The sequence below is a fragment of the Cerasibacillus sp. genome (assembly GCF_036516575.1).
Lineage (GTDB): Bacteria > Bacillota > Bacilli > Bacillales > Amphibacillaceae > Cerasibacillus.
Map to the genome: position 1 here is coordinate 54,678 of NZ_DATBTY010000018.1, position 18,864 is coordinate 73,541.

Sequence of the window (18,864 nt, forward strand, 5' to 3'; positions counted from 1 at the left end):
GTCTCAACGTTTGTTAATTTAATTTTTCAATATCTGTAATCGTAAAGTTATTGTCATCAAGTGCTTTTACGACTTTTTGCATCAATGTTTCATCGACTTCTTCAGGTAGAACAACACAAACTCTTCTCACATATTGGGAATTATTATTAAGCGAAATCACACTCTGAACATTACAGTATTCATTAACGACACTTAACATTTTCTGTAAAGCACCAGCATATTCAATCGTACCAATAGTAAGTGAGTAACTCCCATTGTGTACACCCCAAGCATTCTCTAGGACTTGAATAACATTCCCATTCGTTAATATACCTAAAAAGTTTTTATCCTCATCAACAACTGCAAGAAAAGGCAGTTGCTTGATTGATTTAAACACTTTAAAAAACGCATCTTCTTCCCTGACATAACTATTCTTGCGATCTGCAATCAATTCATTTAGTGGGGCATCTAGTGAATGTTCTCTTTCATGTTTTAATAGATGGACTTTATAAACATTACCGACATACTTTTCTCCCGCTTCATCTAGGACAGGGATACAGCGATAACCGGATGTGACTAATTTGTCCATAACATCTTGCATATTATCATTTTCTTTAACATAAACCACTTCTGTCTTATTGACATAATCATTTTTAACAAGCATCCTAAAACCCCCTATAATTTATGTTATGAATAAACCCTATACATCCATTTTCTTATATTTTATTCCTAATTGCAATAGAATTAAAATTCATCATCTTGCTGGATTATTAAGAACACATTATTCAACAAAAACTACTAATAGTTTTAATAATTGTATTTTAGATAATAGGGTTTACACCTGTATATAAAAATGATAATGTATGTCGTTGTGGACTCAAATAACGATTTATTGAGTCGCCTTTTTTTAAAAAATTAGAGATTCATTCCTCACTATATTCAAATCCAAAAATTTTCATGATGAGCGTCTTCATATATGGACTCATTTACCTTAATATAGTTCAGACATAAAACGCTTTCAATAAACTTCATAAAAAAGGAGATGAGATAATGGCTTTTTCACCTTGGGATTTTTTCGTCGACTTCGGTTTAGCCGCGGTACTATTAATTATCGGAACAATTCTACGAGCCAAAGTAAAATTCATTCAAAAATTATTTCTACCAGCTAGTATCATCGCTGGCTTTTTAGGACTATTACTAGGACCAAATGGTTTAAATTTCTTACCGTTTTCTAACCAGATTAGCACATATCCAGCCATTCTAATCGCCTTTATCTTCGGGTCAATACCCTTAACTGCAAATGCTGTGAGTTGGAAAAAAATCAAAGGCCGAATTGGGAGCATGTGGGCCTACTCACAAAACTCAATGGTGTTAATGTGGGGAGCCGGCCTATTATTTGCGATGCTATTTATCAATCCATTTTGGGATCAGCTTCATGCTGGATTCGGGCTTATATTAGCTGCGGGATTTGTTGGTGGACACGGAACAGCCGCTGCTGTCGGCGATATGTTTAGTAAACACGGCTGGGAAGAAGCGACATCACTGGCAATGACCTCGGCAACAGTCGGTGTACTTGCTGCCATTTTAATAGGTGTTTTATTTATTAAAATTGGATCAAAGAAAGGGTATACATCTTATTTAACTGATTTTAAAGATTTACCAAATGAACTAAGGACCGGTCTAATTCCACCCCCTAAACGACAAAGTATTAAAATGGACACTGTTTCACCGATTTCCGTTGATCCATTCGTCCTACATTTTGCCTTAGTTATTTTCATAGCAATGGGTGGTTATTACTTGAGTAAGTGGGGAGAAGCACTATTCCCTCAAGCTACGATTCCTGTCTTTTCCTTAGCTTTTATTGTTGGATTACTCGTTAAAAAAATCCTTATTAGTACAAATTCAGATCAATATATCAATGGACATGTTGTGAGTCGAATTAGTGGAAGTGCAACTGATTTTCTCGTTGCATTCGGAATAGCATCTATTAGTATCTCTGTTGTACTCGATTACATTACACCATTAGTGATTTTACTCAGTTTTGGATTAATCATCGCTTTTATGTTTTTTGCAGTTATATCGAAAAAATACTTTCCTGATTATTGGTTTGAACGTGGGATATTTAACTGGGGTTGGACAACTGGAACCGTTGCAATGGGAATCGCCCTATTGCGTATTGTCGACCCACATTCAGAAAGTAAGACACTGGATGATTACGGTTTAGCCTATATTCCAATTGCACCAGTAGAGGTCCTTTTAGTCACATTCGGACCATTACTCGTAATCCAATCGCAGTCCTATCTCTTTGTGGCCGTTACACTGTTAGCATCTGCATTCATATTTTGGATATCTTATAAAAACAATTGGATTAAAAAGAAAGCGACAACAAAACAATAACGACCTTTTATATGATACTAACAAGCGGAGAAAACGTATTTCGTTTTTTCCGCTTGTTTTAATATATATATCTGTATGGTATTTTGGAGGTTAGGCGAGGTGCGTTGGAGGGCCAAGGCGGTATATCGAAGCAGGTTTGCGGTGCGAGAGGTAGCATTGGAGCTTCAATGCGGTGTCTCGTCGTCGGTTTTGAGCGCGAGAGGCTGTATTGTACGTTCAACGCGGTGTCTCGTCGTGAGTTTTGAGCGCGAGAAGCTGTATTGAACGTTCGACGCGGTGTCTCGTCGTGAGTTTTGTTCGCGAGAGGCTGCATTGAGCTTTCAACGCGGTGTCTCGTCGTCGGTTTTGAGCGCGAGAGGCTGTATTGTACGTTCAATGCGATGTCTCAGCACAGCTTTCACATGTGAGAGGACGCGTTGGAGCTTTAATGTGATGTCTCGTTGTAGTTTTTCAACGTGAGAGGACATATTGAAACCTCAATACGTTGTCTCGTGGTGAGTTTTCAACGCGAGAAGCTATCACTCACTTCAATTGTCAGAGCAAATCTAGAAAATCACATATAAAAAAGGCTCCGCATATCGATCTACATCGACTTACGGAGCTCTTTATTTCCATTATTTTTTATTAATATATTGACGCATGTGATCTTTAATTCCAGCTAAACAAATTGGAGCAGGGTCTTTCGTTACATCTAAATCTAATGAAGAACCGTCAACCGGAAGTACCTCTTCAAAAATCTTTTCATACTCTGGTATTGAAATTTCCTGACGTGCTGCAAATAACTCCATATGTTTATCAATAAAAAGATGTTCACGATAGTCCGGTTGTAAAATTCCAGAGAAAAATTCACCGACCGCACCAGACCCATAACTAAATAGGCCGATTCGTGAGCCATCTTTCAATGGCTTTTGTTCGAGTAAAGATAACAGGCTTAAATATAATGATCCAGTATAAATATTTCCGATTCTTCGATTATAAGTTGTACTTGTTTGATAATAGTCGACTAATCGTTCTTTATCAGCTTCTGTACCTTCATCATAAATCGTACGCAATGCTTTTAATCCCATTTTTGTATATGGTAAGTGATAACATAATGCTTCAAAATCACTTAGACCAAGCCCTGTTTTCTCTTTATACGTATTCCACACCGATGAGAAAAAGGATATATATTTTTCATTTGAATATTTTCCATCAACATAAGCAGTGTCTGAGTATACAGGACGCCAGAAATCCATAATATCATCTGTTTGATATGTGCTTGTTTCTTCTAATGCCATGATTCTTGGATTGGCACTAATAACAATTGCGACAGCGCCTGCCCCTTGTGTGACTTCGCCCGGCGTATTCAAGCCATATCTTGCAATATCGGAAGCAAGAATTAAAACTTTGCTGTCTGGATTTAAGGCAATATGGCCTTTCGCTAATTGAATCGCTGCTGTTGCTGCATAGCATGCCTGCTTCATTTCAATTGAACGCGCTTCTGGTTTTAAGCCTAATAAATGATGGACATAAATCGCTGCTGATTTTGAATGGTCAATACCTGTTTCAGTTCCAAAAATAACAAAGTCAATCGCCTTTTTATCATCATCATTTAATATATTGAATGCAGCATTTGCAGCCAATGTCACTGGATCTTGAGTAATCGGCGCCACAGCCATCTCATCCTGACCGATTCCAATGGTATACTTTTCTGGCTCTTCCTTACGCGCCAACGCCAATTTATTCATATCAATATATAAATGTGGTGTGAAAAAACCTATTTTGTCAATACCTATTTTCACTGCTGTGATTCTCCTTTATTTTAATACATAGTATATTTAGCGACACATTATAAACGTAGATTTAATAATAATCATACTAACATATTTTCGCATATTCATTGAGAAAATGAAAGTGTTCTTGCTTTTTTAAGTAAGCAGTGAATATTTAACAATTTACAAAAGCATAAAATAGGTCTGCTAACGAGTTCAGTCCTTTTGCTCAAAACTCTTTTTATATTAATATTCATAAAAATAACGCTGAATCTCCATATAATCCTCAGTCATGCAGAGAGCTAACATTAATAAAATACGTGCTTTCTGTGGTGTTAAGTTATCACCCGCAATCGTACGTAGTCCTTCATAAGCTGCTATATCAACAACAGACCCCTGCCCACCACGACTACTGCGCACGACATGAAGACCTTTCTCAATCGCGTGACGAATCGCGCGCTCCTCAACTCTGGAAAAACGCCCCGCCCCCACACCTGCAATGACCAGACCATCATAAGAATCAGTGGAAGAAATATAATCAATTAAATCACCATCTGCACCTGCGTATGAGTAAACAATGGCAATACGTGGCAATTGATTCATTTCAAGCTGAGTAAAAATCGAATGAACCGTATGTTTCCTTGTCGGCTCGCGATAAAACTCTACAGTCCCATTCGGATTGACCCACCCTAAATGGCCCAACTCACCCGATTGAAATGTTTCGACGCGATATGTATTCACTTTAGTGACATCACGCGCACAGCTAATTTGATCATTTGCGACGACAAGCACACCTCTTCCTTTCGATTGTTCATGGGTCGCCACTCGAACTGCGTTGAGGAAATTTAGTGGCGCATCCGTACTAAGAGCTGAGGATGGTCGTTGAGCTCCAACAAGTACAACAGGTTTATCCGTCGCTAACGTTAAATGTAAATAATAAGCTGTTTCTTCCAACGTACTTGTCCCTTGTGTAATAACAGCACCATCAAAATCTAACTCATTTAAATATCGATTAACTTCACGCTGTAAAATCAGCCAATGTGCTTCTTTTAAATTAGTACTACTAATATTATCAATTTGTACCGGGTGAACTTCTGCAATCTGATTGATTTCAGGAAGGGAGTCCAAAAGCTCTTCACCTGTTATTTTTCCAGACGTATAGTCTTTTAAATCTAACCGATTCTTCCCTTTCGCTGAGATCGTTCCCCCCATAGAGAACAAAGCTATTTTTTTCATCTCTCTACCTCCAACAAACCCTAGACTTAATCTATATCGTATTATACACAATATAATAGATTAATTTTATAGCTTCCTAGCTAGCTCAAAAAACTAACTTTTATATAATCCTAAAGACTCATTATTTAGAGCAATTATTACAAACAAATTAAATTTATGTAAAAAACAGTAAATTATATACAAATTTTTGGCTAACACCGTTATAATGCCTTAATAAAGGAGTATATGGAGGGAGGGATTACAATGGATCGCTTTTTTAGTTTTGACAAGATGCTTACACCTACAATTATTAAAATTCTTTTTTGGATTGGACTTGTTTTCGTAGGATTAACAGGCTTAGTCTTTATTATTTCAGGGCTTAATACATATGCTGGTGGATTTATTACACTTTCTGGTATTGGCATTTTAGTCGTTGGTCCAATCTTTGTAAAAGTCTATTGCGAACTACTTATTGTCATGTTTAAAATGCACGAAACATTAGTTGAAATTAGAGATGAATTAAGACAATCTAAGCAACAAAGAATTTCATAATAAAAAACAGCTTTACAAAACGTGTATAATATGATAACGTTTACACAAATGAATAATTAGGAATCTACTAGGGGTGTCCAAACAGCTTGGACTGAGAGAAGAGCGCGCTTTAAGCTCTTTGACTCTTAGAACCTGATCTGGTTTGTACCAGCGGAGGGAAGTAGTCTGCATACATGTATCCTTTTGTGATGCATCGTTTTTTGTAAGTCCATGCTCTTGTGTAGGCAATGAATCGGGTTCTTGAAAAAGAACTCGATTTTTTTATTTTTTAAGGTGACTTACTTTCTTCCTATACCTCGATAGTATTCCAATAAACATCAGAGGGAGGAATTATTCATGAGGCAACTTAATCAAGTAGACATTGATTTTAAAAAGCAATTTCCAGCAAGTAAGAAAGTGTATATTGAGGGGTCAAGACCTGATATAAGGGTACCGATGCGTGAAATCGAATTAAACCCAACAGAAACAGATGCAGGCGTTTTTCATAATGAGCCTGTCCGTGTTTATGATACGAGCGGACCATATACTGACCCAGACTTTATACCAGATGTTCATAAGGGATTACCGGAACTTAGGAAAAAATGGATTTTAGAACGAAATGATGTAGAAGAATATGGAGGAAGAGTAATTAAACCAGAAGACAACGGACTTCGAAAAAGTGATACAAAAGCCATTACTCCGCCTTTCAAGCGTAAACCACTCCGTGCAAAAGAAGGAAAAAACGTCACCCAAATGCATTACGCTAAAAAAGGAATCATTACACCCGAAATGGAATTTATTGCCATCCGTGAAAATTTAGATTCAGAGTTTGTTAGAAAAGAAGTTGCTGAAGGACGTGCGATTATTCCAGCAAACATTAATCACCCTGAATGTGAGCCGATGATTATCGGAAGGAATTTTCACGTCAAGATAAATGCCAATATTGGGAACTCAGCTGTTAGTTCATCAATCGAAGAAGAAGTGGAAAAGATGACTTGGGCAACACATTGGGGCGCCGATACAATGATGGATTTATCAACAGGGAAAAACATTCATACGACACGGGAATTCATCATCAGAAATTCACCGGTCCCAGTTGGTACCGTACCCATCTATCAAGCACTTGAAAAAGTGAACGGTATTGCTGAAGATTTAACATGGGAAGTGTATCGTGACACCTTAATCGAGCAAGCCGAACAGGGTGTTGATTATTTCACGATTCATGCCGGAGTCCTATTACGCTATGTTCCAATGACGATTAAACGGACGACTGGAATTGTATCCCGTGGTGGTTCAATCATGGCGCAATGGTGTCTCGCTCATCATAAAGAAAATTTCTTGTACACACATTTTGAAGAGATTTGTGAAATTCTTAAAGCATATAATATCTCTGTGTCACTTGGAGATGGACTACGACCAGGATCGATTGCTGATGCTAATGACGAAGCCCAGTTCGCGGAGCTTAAAACACTCGGAGAATTAACGAAAATTGCTTGGAAGCATGATGTTCAAGTGATGATTGAAGGTCCTGGGCATATTCCAATGAACAAAATTAAAGAAAACGTTGATCGCGCGATTGAAGATTGTCATGATGCTCCTTTCTACACACTTGGACCATTAACAACCGATATTGCGCCTGGCTATGACCATATCACATCAGCGATTGGAGCTGCCATGATTGGTTGGTTCGGTACCGCAATGTTATGTTATGTGACACCAAAAGAACATTTAGGACTACCGAATCGTGATGATGTCCGTGAAGGAGTTATCGCTTATAAAATCGCAGCCCATGCAGCCGACTTGGCCAAAGGACACCCTGGAGCACAAATTCGAGATGATGCCTTATCAAAAGCACGGTTCGAATTCCGCTGGATAGACCAGTTTAACTTAGCACTTGATCCTGACAGAGCTAGAGAATATCATGATGAAACACTTCCTGCAGAAGGTGCAAAAGTAGCCCACTTCTGTTCCATGTGTGGGCCAAAATTCTGCTCCATGCGGATTTCTCATGACTTAAGAAAAATGGCTAAAGAAAAAGGAACAACAGAATCTGAAGTCATCGAAGAAGGCATGAAACAAAAATCAAAGGAGTTTATCGAACATGGATCGTCCATTTATCAGTAATCCAAGAACGCGACAAGCTAAACGGTTGATAAATGAGATGACTGTTTTACGAGATAAACTAAAGCTACTCGAACAAGAACTAGAACATATTCAACAGCAATGCAATCACCATTTTTTCGAAACAACAGTCATAAGAAAATGTAAAATCTGTCATTTCACAGAAAGCCTGCATTATTAAACTTAGTTATTTGATTATGGAACTGCCCAGAAAATCATGAGCAATGACGAAATTTCTGGGTAGTTTTTTACGCTTTTAATAGTATTTTAGTTTAGGTTTCACATGGCTTCGTTAAATATTTTGACCGATCCATTGACGCCGCTTTAGTAGTAATTTAGTTGACGCTTCACTTTACTTGTACGATTTTGTCACATACCATAACATATTAATAGCTATAAAAATGACATTTAAGGATGAATAAAATGACAGAGATTTTGAAAAATGACTGGGCACCTCGGCTAAAAAAGGAATTTTCCAAATCATATTATTTAAGACTACGAGAATTTTTGAAAAAAGAATACCAAACAGAGACCATTTATCCGAATATGTACGATATTTTTAACGCCTTACATTATACACCTTTCAGTGATGTGAAAGTCGTCATTCTCGGACAAGATCCATATCATGGACCAAACCAAGCACACGGGCTTAGTTTTTCCGTGCAACCAGGTGTGAAGCGCCCACCATCTCTAATAAATATTTTCAAAGAATTAGAAAATGACCTTGGCTTTCAGTCACCGAATCACGGCAATCTTGTTAAGTGGGCCAAACAGGGCGTGCTTCTTTTGAATACCGTATTAACAGTTCGTAGTGGTCAAGCCCATTCTCACCGTGGACAGGGTTGGGAAAACTTTACAGACCAAGTTATAAAAACATTAAATGAAAAGGAAAAGCCGATTGTTTATATCCTTTGGGGCAGAGCTGCTCAAAACAAGCAAGCTTTAATCGATTTGGACAAACATTTTGTATTAACGGCACCACATCCGAGTCCCCTTTCAGCACACCGTGGTTTTTTTGGAAGTCGTCCATTTTCAAAAACAAACACACTCCTAAAGCAAACCGGACAAGAAGAAATTGATTGGGGTATTGAGTGAGGGAGATTTGGCATCTCTCTCCCTCCCAAAAGAAAGACTACACTACCTCTTTCTAACGCTTTTTGCGAAGTAAGGAGCATACTTTTTTCCCCCACTCAATCTAAAAAATGGTGCGCACTCTTCCCCTAGCAAACTTGATTCCACTTTCTTTTTAGCTTAAAATCTATATAAGGTTCACTAAATTTAGATAGCCTTTTTACTAGACTGAACCTTGTCGCACTTACGCTCTACAAATATTTTTCTGTGGACGAATAACCACTACCCCGGTCGTTTCCCTGCCACTTTGAGCTGTTTTCCCCTATCTATAGGACTTTAATAATACCAGCAAAATAAAAATGAATAGAAAGGTTGATATTATGAAAGACGTTCAGCAAAAAATAGTCATGCCAAAAGATTTACAAAAAAGGCGTATTCTATTCGCTCGCATGAACCTTTCAAAAAAAGAGAAACAACATTATATTCGACTATTAAAAGGATATGAAGGAGAAAAACAATTCTATCACTTGATAAAAAACAACCTCACAACCAACTCTATTTTTCTCCACAATCTTCTACTCCAAAGTAACAACTCCCTTTTTCAAGTTGATCACACACTCATTCATGCTCATACCATTTTTTCATTCGAAGTAAAAAACTATGAAGGTGAATTTTATATTGATAATGGAAATTGGTTTGTCAAATCAACTAAGCAAGAAATTCGAAATCCGCTCAATCAATTAAATAAGAGCGATTACTTACTACGCCAGCTCGTCAAAAATCTCGGTCACAATATACCCGTAAAATCATATCTCGTTTTTATTAACCGAGACTTTACTCTATATCAACTTCCACCTAACCTACCTATCCTACTTCGAAGCCAATTAAATCGATTCATCCAATTCCTGAACAAATCACACGTCCCGCTCAAACAAGAGCATCATCGGTTAGCTCAGGATTTAAAGGAGATTCAAATAACTGATACTTTCTTTGAAAACCTGCCAGACTATGACTTCAAACAACTACGAAAAGGCATCACCTGCCCGGAGTGCTGTATGTTTTTATCGAGGGAGAGACAAAGCTTTTTATTATGTGATAACTGCGGATATACTGAGACATTAGAAAAAGGGATATTGCGCAACGTGTATGAGTTCCATCTACTATTTCCAGGTATGAAAATAACAACCAATGTCATTTATGAGTGGTGTCATATATTTCGGTCACCTACAACCATTAGAAAAGTACTATCAAAGCATTTTATCTTCATTCATAATGGGCCTTACTCTTATTACGACATAAGGCCATAACATTAATTATTTTGCTGTTCTTATCTGGTGATCTACTCTTCATGTCTTTCTATTTTTAACAGAGGCCGTATGGAGTGGAACACTCTACTCTGCATTGATTGATATCTTTAACAGTATCCGCGCGGAGTGGAACACTCTACTCTCCATCGATTGATATCTTTAACAGAGGCCGTGCGGAGTGGAACACTCTACTCCGCATCGATTGATATCTTTAACAGAGGCCGTGCGGAGTGGAACGCTTTACTCCGCATCGATTGATATCTTTGACAGAGGCCGTGCGGAGTGGAACGCTCTAATCTCCATCGATTGATATCTTTAACAGGGTTCGTACAGAGTAGAAAACATTCCATCACCACCAACCACTCACTTAATAAAAACCCGTTAAGGTATAACGGCAATCACTCATTCCAACCCAAGAATCCTACAAAAATACGCATTTTACTGACAAAAATTTCATTTGCTATTTGAATTTTAATGTATTATATTTAAAAGGTAACAAAAACGGCATTCGTCTGACTATTCAAAACAAATGGGGCGGATTTACGAAAGGGGTTTACAGTTAATGAGTAAAATAGATCGAGAAGCCATCGTAAATAGTGTTCCGCAAAAAGGCTTTTTTGGCCATCCAAAAGGATTATTTACGCTATTTTTTACAGAGTTCTGGGAACGCTTCTCATACTATGGTATGCGCGCATTATTGCTCTACTATATGTACAGTGAAGTTGTAAATGGTGGTCTCGGCATGGAAGAAGGAACAGCTAAATCAATTATGGCTGTTTATGGATCATTAGTGTATATGTCTGGGATTATAGGTGGGTGGATAGCAGACCGCTTACTCGGCACACAGCGCTCGATTTTCTATGGTGGAATTCTAATCATGGCGGGACATATTGTACTAGCTTTACCGGCAGGTGTAACCGCTTTATTTATATCCATGTTCCTGATTATTATTGGGACAGGGCTTTTAAAACCAAACGTATCAAGTATTGTTGGTGACATGTACCATCCAGAAGATAATCGTCGTGACGCAGGTTTTAGTATTTTTTATATGGGAATCAACATGGGTGCATTCATTGCGCCATTTATCGTCGGAACGTTGGGACAAAAATATAATTACCACCTCGGTTTCGGAATGGCAGCAATTGGTATGTTATTAGGGCTTATAGTTTTTGTAGTTACAAAAAAGAAAAACTTAGCTCTTGCTGGAACTCAAGTACCGAACCCATTACAGCCAGATGAAAAGGCTAGAGTGATTAAAAGAATTGTAATCGGACTCTTAATTATTGTCGGATTAGGTTTTGCAACAATCCCTACGAACATATTAACCATTAATCGTTTCACTATTTTAATTAGTCTTTTAGGGATTATTATTCCAACTGCATACTTCATCCTCATGTATCGCAGTGAAAAAACAACGAGTGTGGAAAAATCACGACTACTTGCTTATATTCCACTATTTATTACATCTGTCTTGTTCTGGGCAATCTATGAACAAGGAGCGATTATTTTAGCAGAATATGCTGATAAACGAACACAGTTAGAGATTTTTGGTATCCAATTACATTCGTCATGGTTCCAATCTCTCAGCCCACTATTTGTTATTACGTTGGCACCGATATTCGCCACTTTATGGATTAAATTAGGTGAACGTCAACCATCAACAACACGCAAATTTTCATTTGGTCTATTCTTTGCTGGGCTATCATTTATAATCATGATTGTGCCAGCTTTCATGTATGGAACAGAGGCACTTGTCCATCCTATCTGGTTAACATTAAGTTTTCTATTAGCTGTTATTGGGGAACTCTGTTTATCACCAGTTGGATTATCAGCAACAACAAAACTAGCACCAGCAGCTTTCTCTGCCCAAACAATGAGTCTCTGGTTTTTATCAAACGCTGCAGCACAAGCGCTTAACGCTCAGCTCGTAAAACTATATACGCCTGAAACTGAAGTCTTTTACTTCGGATTAATTGGTGGAACGGCTGTAGCACTCAGTTTCCTATTATTTATAGTAGCTCCGAAAATTCAAAAATATATGATTGGTGTTAAATAAAATTCGTCACACAACCCTAATCTGAGACATACAGATTAGGGTTTTTTATGTATAAACTGATTTAGCAAATATTCTCTTTTTCCATTCTTCTATGATAAGATGAGAGTGAATAAAAGAATTGAGGTGATCGTGTGGGTAAGCGTGTTTTCATCATGACATTTGAAGAAGACAGTAAATCATATCAAGCATTTTCAGAGCTTAAACAATTACATGTTGCAAAAAAAGTTCAAATCGAACAGATGGCAGTCATAACGAATAGTGTTGAAGAAAAACTGCAAATAAAAGATTTCATGGATATGACCGGACCAGATAAAACATCTCGTGGTAGTCTAATCGGTTTATTGATTGGTATTTTAGGAGGACCAATTGGCATGTTATTAGGATGGGTATCTGGTACAATGATTGGTGCTTCAGGTGATGCCCGTGAAGTACGAGATGCGATGTCAGTCTTTGATCAAACGCTATCAATGATCTCTCCGGGGAAAACTGGACTAATGGTCATTGCAACTGCTGAAAGTCGTGATACATTACAAGACTTAGCCTATGATGAATTAGAAGGTGGCAGACTATTACAACTTGACTTAGAACTTGTTAAAGAAGAAATTGAACGTGCAAGACAAACAGAACGTGAACTGCAACAAGAAGCCAAAAAGCGTTGGTTCGATAAAGACAAAGCAAAACGAAACGACGAACAATAAAAAAATACCCTTGACATTTATCTGAATTATGACTACAATGTCATATAACCTTATAAATAAACTTATCAAGAGTGGTGGAGGGACAGGCCCGATGAAACCCAGCAACCTCATATGAAGGTGCTAATTCCTGCAGCAAGAGCTGAAAGATAAGAGATGATACTCCTCTTTCAGTTATTAGCGAAAGAGGTTTTTTGTTTTAGTCATAGAAAAATCTTTAAGCCATAGGATTTAAATAAAAATTAAATAACAAACTCTTATCGAGAGAGGTGGAGGGATTAGGCCCTGTGAAACCTCGGCAACCTTCAGAGTAATCTTCTGAAACGGTGCTAAATCCTACTCTTGGGGAGCTCCCAATGAGAAAGATGAGAGGGAAGAGTAATTTATTATAAACTCCCCTTTCGTCTATACGATGAAAGGGGTTTTTATATATCAAAAATAAGGGGAGAAACAAATGAGTAACAAAACATTAAAGTTCGACACATTACAAGTTCATGCTGGTCAGGAGGTTGACCCGACAACAGGGTCACGGGCTGTACCCATCTATCAAACAACATCTTATGTTTTTAACAGCGTCGAGCATGGAGCAAATTTATTTTCACTAAAAGAAGAAGGTAATATTTATACGCGCATCATGAACCCGACAACCGATGTATTTGAAAAACGAATTGCCGCCTTGGAAGGTGGAATCGGTGCACTTGCCCTTGCATCTGGGGCAGCCGCAATAACAAATGCGATTATTAATATCGCAGGTACAGGTGACAACATTGTTTCAGCAGGCACATTATATGGTGGAACGTACAATCTTTTTTCGACCACCCTACCTAAGCTCGGTATTACGACAACCTTTGTCAATCCAGATGACCCAGAAAATTTTAAGTGTGCAATTACCGATAAGACAAAGGCCTTATTTTTGGAAACAATTGGGAATCCAGGCATTAATCTTGTTGATATTGAAAAAGTAGCTGACATCGCCCATGCACACGATATACCATTAATCATCGATAACACCTTTGGCACGCCATATCTCATCCGTCCAATCGAGTACGGAGCTGATATAGTCATTCACTCAGCGACGAAGTTTATCGGTGGTCACGGAACATCGATTGGTGGTGTGATTGTCGATGGTGGGAATTTTAACTGGCTTGATAACGAGAAATTTCCTGAATTTAATGAACCAGACTCGAGCTACCATGGCATGACATATGCCAAAGATGTTGGTACAGCCGCCTTTATTACGAAAGCACGTGTACAACTATTAAGGGATACGGGTGCTACTTTAAGCCCATTTCATTCATTTTTATTTTTACAAGGGTTAGAAACTCTTTCCTTACGCGTGGAAAAACATGTCGCTAATACGAAGAAAATTGTCCAATTTTTAAATGAACATCCACTCGTTTCATGGGTGAACTATCCAAATCTAAAAGGAAACAAATATTATGATTTAGCCCAAACCTATTTTCCAAACGGAGCTGGATCAATCTTTACATTCGGAATTAAAGGTGGCGTTAAAGAAGGCAGCCGCTTTATCGAAGTCTTACAATTATTTTCTCATCTAGCAAATGTTGCGGATGCGAAATCACTTGTCATTCATCCAGCAAGCACGACACATGCCCAATTAAGTGAAGAGCAACAGCGACAAGCCGGTGTGACACCTGATATGATTCGCCTGTCCATCGGTCTTGAGGACGCAGACGATTTATTACAAGATATTGACCAAGCACTTAAAATAGCAGTTCAAGCAAATGAATGAAAATGAGGTGATTGGTGGTGTTATATGTTAACCGACATTTGCGCTCGATTAAACGATTAAAGCAACAAGGGATTTGCATTAAAGATAATAATCAACATTCCAACCGAACAATTCGCTTATTAATTGTTAATTTAATGCCGAAAAAAATAGATACGGAGTTTCAATTTCTTTCGCTTATTGGGAGCTTGCCACTTGATGTAACGGTTGACTTTTTACACATGAAAAGCCATAAGCCAAAAAATTCCGATAGCGCATATTTGGCCAAAGCATATAAAACATTCCACGATATTCAGGAATTAACCTATGACCGTGTCATTATTACTGGTGCACCACTTGAATTTATACCTTTTTCAGAGATACATTATTGGGAAGAGCTAACAAAAATATTTTCTTATACACATCAACATGCTGCTTCCACCCTGTATATCTGTTGGGCAGCAGTCGCTGGTTTGTATTACCATCACGATTTAAAGAAGTTGACGACAGTTAGGAAAATATTTGGCATCTTCCCACATACAATCTGTGAAAAACACGACTTACTAAATGGATTAAATAACGGTTTCTTGATGCCCCATTCACGCTATGTCTACCTAAATGAAGCTGAAATAAATCAAGTGGCACAGCTTGAGATACTTATCAAATCAAAAGAAGCAGGCATCACACTCGTCAAATCGAAAGATAACCGACATATTTATTTAACAGCACATCCCGAATATGAAAAAGATACATTACAAAAAGAATATGAACGTGATCAAAAGCACGGGATACGAGTTCAACCACCAAAAAATGATAATCTGACAGCTCCATGGCTTGAACATGCTAAGAAGTTTTTTGAAAACTGGTTGAACTTGTAGGCTAATATAGAAAACACAGAGCTAGTTTATATGTAGTAGCTCTGTGTTTTTATTGATCGCATCCTTTCTATGGAGAATAAAATAATAAATTATTTCGTACTGAGACGGTATGTTACGGTTAATGCGACCTTGTGTAACCCCAACATCAATAATCCCGCCAACACTTGATCGTATTTTGTATTAAAAGGAGGTGGCAATAATGGTGGAATATAACCATTAGGTGGGATACAAAGATGCGTCGTCAATTGTGAAAAAAATGGATTAGGTACACTGCCTAGCCAGCCACTTGCAATAAAAAACAAACAAGCGGGCATAATAAATATGCCGCTTTTCATCGCGTATTGTTTCATCTTCTGTCGGTCTAGACGTCGCTTACGGTTGGGTGAAGCAATCGGCCACCACATACGGAACGATAAAAAAAATAAGACAAGCATAAATAACCGTTGCCCATGTGCATAGGTAGATAAAAACGTTAAAAACATCGGGATATGATAGAGTAAAAATAGAAACGAAAACGCTATAAGAGCACGATTCGGTGTGATGATTTCAGCTATCTTTTCTATCAAAGGAATGCGACGGAATGCGATATACAATTGATACGGAACACCAAGAAGTAATAACGGTGGAACAACAAAAAATAACACACTCATATGAATCATATGAAAACTAAATGATAAATAGCTAATGACCAGAAGCGGACTGCCAACGATGAGATAGAGTAACACGATGCCACCAACAAAAAATAATGACTGTATCCAGTGGAAGTGCCACTGTCCTTCAGTTGGATTGTTCGTAGTAAAATCCCGTCGGCTGAACCACCAAAATAACATTAACATAATCATCGCAATCCCTAACAATGGCAGATTCCATGTTCCCTGTCCGTGAAGTAGAGCCTCAATCATATCCACCACATCCTTTATCATCTAATCACATTTTACCACACCTTACATCACTATGATAAAGAGAATATAATTATTCACAAACATGTTAAAAATAGTCTTGCTACGGGTACTTAGTGCTACATTATATCCCGATTGTTCCCGCGGTGAACCAAAGTAAGTTAGCTTGAAAATAGCTTACAAGAACGATCCCGTTTAAAACGCCCCAGCTCCTCCCCCACCAACTGATGAAGTTGTGTTAGAAGAACTTGATGATGCATCGACCGTGCTGTATAAATCAATTAGAACGAGATCGAATGTGCTTCCAGCAATATAAGGATTACTTAATAGCGGAAGATGACTTGCATCGAGTTGTTTAACCTGCTCGTCTTTGCCAACTTGCTTCCCATATTCTTCGCCTACACCAAGAATGATAGCATTTTCAAGTCGTCTTTCAATTTGTGTTGAATCAATGCCAATTGGATAGCGTTTTTTTCGATATTCAATACGGGCGATGCGAATCGCACGTTTGAATTTTTTAATATGGTCATGCCAAATATAATTCGCATTGATTAAAATCATGAAAAATGCCGTCGCATAGAGTAGAAAGGCTAACCATGTCGTTAATGTAAACGTCATAAAAATACTTGTCAGTACTATAAGTGTGATATAAGAAATACTTTGAATCCATTTATTACGACTAAACATAATAGCAAGTAAACCAACAACGGATAGAATAATCTTAATAATCGTTTGGTCAAACGATGTCACTAGATCAATCTGAGCAATAATAAAGAAGATACTATAAGAGATAGCTAATAATAGTATAGAAAATATCGAATAGCCTCGGAAAGGTGAGTGGAAATCCAAATACCCTTCACGCTCATTTAAAAGAGTTGACCAACCATCCATTCCTTTTTCAAGTTTTTCAGCTTTTGCTTCCTTAACCTGATCGCTCTCCTCTTCGTGTTCCAGGATAGAATCGAGCATAAAATAGGAGCCTTTTTCACCTTTTTCAGTGAATAACCAACTTAATAAATATTGATCCGCTGCGTCTAAATTAGTCCACTTCATTTGGCTATCACCAATAGTGAAGCGGTACGTTGTTTCGTTTGAAAAACGCGTTGATGATACAGCTTCCATCTTAATGATGCCCCGTTGTTTCAATGAAAATAATCCTGCTATTATACTTTTCGCATTGTTGAAACCACCGTCATCTACATATTGAATAAAAAGTGGGTCTGTTTCTTCCAATAGATTAAACAGATCGTCAAGATCATCCTGTCCACGATGGCGATTCGGGTGCTTTATAAATAAAATGAGACCGATTGCTAGAACAATCACAATTGCCCCCACAACATACGGACGGAGTTGATTCATATTATCATCTAGTTCCGCACGACGTTTCGCTAATTCCTTTTCTTCTTGTAAAAAGGCTTGTCCAACTACTTTGTTTTTATAACGTTCAGCCGCCGCAACAAAGTGTTCCGGAAAAATAAGCCGGATTTCTGATCCTGCACCTGCTTTCAATAAATCATTCTGATAGCGTACACCATTTCCTATTTCTACAAGTTCTCCTGAATCCGCATGTAAAAAGGATGCGACTTCTGTCATATTAGAATTCGGAAGTCTTACCGTTATCGTAACATCATGTAAGTCAGTTTCATTCGTTTCATCAAAAAATGAATACGTTAAATCAGCAACATCAGCATATTTTTTAACAGACTCAAAAATATCATACTCATAGACAACATGCTTCATTTCATCTTTAGAATTCGTAATCACTTTATATACTTGATCATCGTCATCATATTCAACTTCAAGCAAAGCTAAATCTGATAAATCTTGTGTAAACAATGCTTCATCATCTATTTTCAGTGTGGAATCATTAAGAAGATAGGCCTTGAAATTCTCAATATCCGAGTAAATAGAACGTGTCATGCCATTAAACTCACCAGAAAATGAATATGTATATAACTCCCGAACATGAATGGCACCATTCTCCTTAATCTCTGCATCAATCGTTACTTGATCGATGGAAAAAGAGCGGTCATTATCGTCATTAAAGAAATTGAACCAAAATGTAGGAACAACAATTATAAGTGCACCAAATATTAATATGTATCTGAGGATCTTATTTTTACTTTTCTTAGTAGCCATCTTCCTGTCCTCCTCTATGAGTATTTTCCTATCTCTTCATACGAATAAAGCTGGAAAAAGTTTCGCACGATCTAATAAAATAGCGTCAGATTACAA

The 18,864-nt window shown here is 37.7% G+C and carries 15 protein-coding genes and 3 riboswitches; of the genes, 10 read left to right on the forward strand and 5 right to left on the reverse strand.

Going from position 1 to position 18,864, the window contains the following annotated elements; all coding sequences use genetic code 11:
- Positions 1–13 precede the first annotated feature (13 nt).
- Complete coding sequence (cbpA, locus tag VIG73_RS03095; RefSeq protein WP_331639085.1) at positions 14–643, reverse strand: cyclic di-AMP binding protein CbpA; 630 nt, start codon at positions 641–643, stop codon at positions 14–16.
- Positions 644–1,029: 386 nt separating this feature from the next.
- On the opposite strand from cbpA, the gene VIG73_RS03100 reads away from it, so the two are divergent.
- Positions 1,030–2,376 (forward strand): sodium/glutamate symporter, encoded by a 1,347-nt coding sequence (locus VIG73_RS03100; protein WP_331639086.1) that lies wholly within the window; start codon positions 1,030–1,032, stop codon positions 2,374–2,376.
- 614 nt (positions 2,377–2,990) lie between these two features.
- On the opposite strand, the gene VIG73_RS03105 is transcribed toward VIG73_RS03100, so the two are convergent.
- Both VIG73_RS03105 and VIG73_RS03110 read right to left on the reverse strand, forming a co-directional pair.
- Positions 2,991–4,157 carry a hydroxymethylglutaryl-CoA synthase gene (locus tag VIG73_RS03105; RefSeq protein ID WP_331639087.1) on the reverse strand — a complete coding sequence of 389 codons (1,167 nt, stop codon included), beginning with the start codon at positions 4,155–4,157 and terminating at the stop codon, positions 2,991–2,993.
- A 216-nt stretch (positions 4,158–4,373) separates the two neighbouring features.
- The gene (locus VIG73_RS03110; protein WP_331639088.1) at positions 4,374–5,363 is read right to left on the reverse strand and encodes an asparaginase; all 990 of its coding nucleotides are present in this window, start codon (positions 5,361–5,363) and stop codon (positions 4,374–4,376) included.
- Positions 5,364–5,606: 243 nt separating this feature from the next.
- Here VIG73_RS03110 and VIG73_RS03115 point away from each other — a divergent pair, with 243 nt between their 5' ends.
- The 9 genes from VIG73_RS03115 (at position 5,607) to VIG73_RS03155 (ending at position 15,730) form a co-directional block, all read left to right on the forward strand.
- A complete protein-coding gene (locus VIG73_RS03115; protein WP_331639089.1) occupies positions 5,607–5,894 on the forward strand; it encodes a DUF4282 domain-containing protein in 288 nt (95 codons plus the stop codon).
- Positions 5,895–5,953: 59 nt separating this feature from the next.
- A riboswitch (TPP riboswitch) is annotated at positions 5,954–6,070 on the forward strand.
- Between the two features lie 160 nt (positions 6,071–6,230).
- Positions 6,231–7,997, forward strand: coding sequence for a phosphomethylpyrimidine synthase ThiC (gene thiC, locus VIG73_RS03120; RefSeq protein WP_331639090.1), 1,767 nt, complete (start codon positions 6,231–6,233; stop codon positions 7,995–7,997).
- The gene (locus VIG73_RS03125) at positions 7,975–8,175 is read left to right on the forward strand and encodes a hypothetical protein (protein ID WP_331639091.1); all 201 of its coding nucleotides are present in this window, start codon (positions 7,975–7,977) and stop codon (positions 8,173–8,175) included. The genes thiC and VIG73_RS03125 overlap by 23 nt, the downstream gene beginning before the upstream one ends.
- Before the next feature lie 242 nt (positions 8,176–8,417).
- Entirely contained in the window at positions 8,418–9,089 is a 672-nt protein-coding gene (locus tag VIG73_RS03130) for a uracil-DNA glycosylase (protein ID WP_331639092.1), read from the forward strand.
- A 335-nt stretch (positions 9,090–9,424) separates the two neighbouring features.
- Positions 9,425–10,372, forward strand: coding sequence for a nuclease-related domain-containing protein (locus VIG73_RS03135; protein WP_331639093.1), 948 nt, complete (start codon positions 9,425–9,427; stop codon positions 10,370–10,372).
- A 562-nt stretch (positions 10,373–10,934) separates the two neighbouring features.
- Positions 10,935–12,428 carry a peptide MFS transporter gene (locus tag VIG73_RS03140; protein ID WP_331639094.1) on the forward strand — a complete coding sequence of 498 codons (1,494 nt, stop codon included), beginning with the start codon at positions 10,935–10,937 and terminating at the stop codon, positions 12,426–12,428.
- Positions 12,429–12,559: 131 nt separating this feature from the next.
- Complete coding sequence (locus VIG73_RS03145; protein ID WP_331639095.1) at positions 12,560–13,126, forward strand: DUF1269 domain-containing protein; 567 nt, start codon at positions 12,560–12,562, stop codon at positions 13,124–13,126.
- Positions 13,127–13,185: 59 nt separating this feature from the next.
- A riboswitch (SAM riboswitch) is annotated at positions 13,186–13,279 on the forward strand.
- Between the two features lie 98 nt (positions 13,280–13,377).
- Positions 13,378–13,495, forward strand: a riboswitch (SAM riboswitch).
- Between the two features lie 82 nt (positions 13,496–13,577).
- Entirely contained in the window at positions 13,578–14,876 is a 1,299-nt protein-coding gene (locus tag VIG73_RS03150) for an O-acetylhomoserine aminocarboxypropyltransferase/cysteine synthase family protein (RefSeq protein ID WP_331639096.1), read from the forward strand.
- A 14-nt stretch (positions 14,877–14,890) separates the two neighbouring features.
- Positions 14,891–15,730 carry a homoserine O-acetyltransferase/O-succinyltransferase family protein gene (locus VIG73_RS03155; protein WP_331639097.1) on the forward strand — a complete coding sequence of 280 codons (840 nt, stop codon included), beginning with the start codon at positions 14,891–14,893 and terminating at the stop codon, positions 15,728–15,730.
- Between the two features lie 89 nt (positions 15,731–15,819).
- Here VIG73_RS03155 and VIG73_RS03160 read toward each other — a convergent pair whose 3' ends face one another.
- Both VIG73_RS03160 and VIG73_RS03165 read right to left on the reverse strand, forming a co-directional pair.
- Positions 15,820–16,632: a cytochrome c oxidase assembly protein gene (locus tag VIG73_RS03160; protein WP_331639098.1), complete on the reverse strand. Its 813-nt coding sequence runs from the start codon at positions 16,630–16,632 to the stop codon at positions 15,820–15,822.
- Between the two features lie 192 nt (positions 16,633–16,824).
- Positions 16,825–18,768 carry a DUF2207 domain-containing protein gene (locus VIG73_RS03165; RefSeq protein WP_331639099.1) on the reverse strand — a complete coding sequence of 648 codons (1,944 nt, stop codon included), beginning with the start codon at positions 18,766–18,768 and terminating at the stop codon, positions 16,825–16,827.
- Positions 18,769–18,864 lie beyond the last annotated feature (96 nt).

What these genes read in the sequence shown, in the direction of transcription:
- cbpA (WP_331639085.1), bottom strand. Translation starts at nt 643, where the DNA reads ATGCTTGTTAAAAATGATTATGTCAATAAGACAGAAGTGGTTTATGTT.
- VIG73_RS03100 (WP_331639086.1), top strand. Translation starts at nt 1,030, where the DNA reads ATGGCTTTTTCACCTTGGGATTTTTTCGTCGACTTCGGTTTAGCCGCG.
- VIG73_RS03110 (WP_331639088.1), bottom strand. Translation starts at nt 5,363, where the DNA reads ATGAAAAAAATAGCTTTGTTCTCTATGGGGGGAACGATCTCAGCGAAA.
- VIG73_RS03115 (WP_331639089.1), top strand. Translation starts at nt 5,607, where the DNA reads ATGGATCGCTTTTTTAGTTTTGACAAGATGCTTACACCTACAATTATT.
- thiC (WP_331639090.1), top strand. Translation starts at nt 6,231, where the DNA reads ATGAGGCAACTTAATCAAGTAGACATTGATTTTAAAAAGCAATTTCCA.
- VIG73_RS03125 (WP_331639091.1), top strand. Translation starts at nt 7,975, where the DNA reads ATGGATCGTCCATTTATCAGTAATCCAAGAACGCGACAAGCTAAACGG.
- VIG73_RS03130 (WP_331639092.1), top strand. Translation starts at nt 8,418, where the DNA reads ATGACAGAGATTTTGAAAAATGACTGGGCACCTCGGCTAAAAAAGGAA.
- VIG73_RS03135 (WP_331639093.1), top strand. Translation starts at nt 9,425, where the DNA reads ATGAATAGAAAGGTTGATATTATGAAAGACGTTCAGCAAAAAATAGTC.
- VIG73_RS03140 (WP_331639094.1), top strand. Translation starts at nt 10,935, where the DNA reads ATGAGTAAAATAGATCGAGAAGCCATCGTAAATAGTGTTCCGCAAAAA.
- VIG73_RS03150 (WP_331639096.1), top strand. Translation starts at nt 13,578, where the DNA reads ATGAGTAACAAAACATTAAAGTTCGACACATTACAAGTTCATGCTGGT.
- VIG73_RS03160 (WP_331639098.1), bottom strand. Translation starts at nt 16,632, where the DNA reads ATGATTGAGGCTCTACTTCACGGACAGGGAACATGGAATCTGCCATTG.
- VIG73_RS03165 (WP_331639099.1), bottom strand. Translation starts at nt 18,768, where the DNA reads ATGGCTACTAAGAAAAGTAAAAATAAGATCCTCAGATACATATTAATA.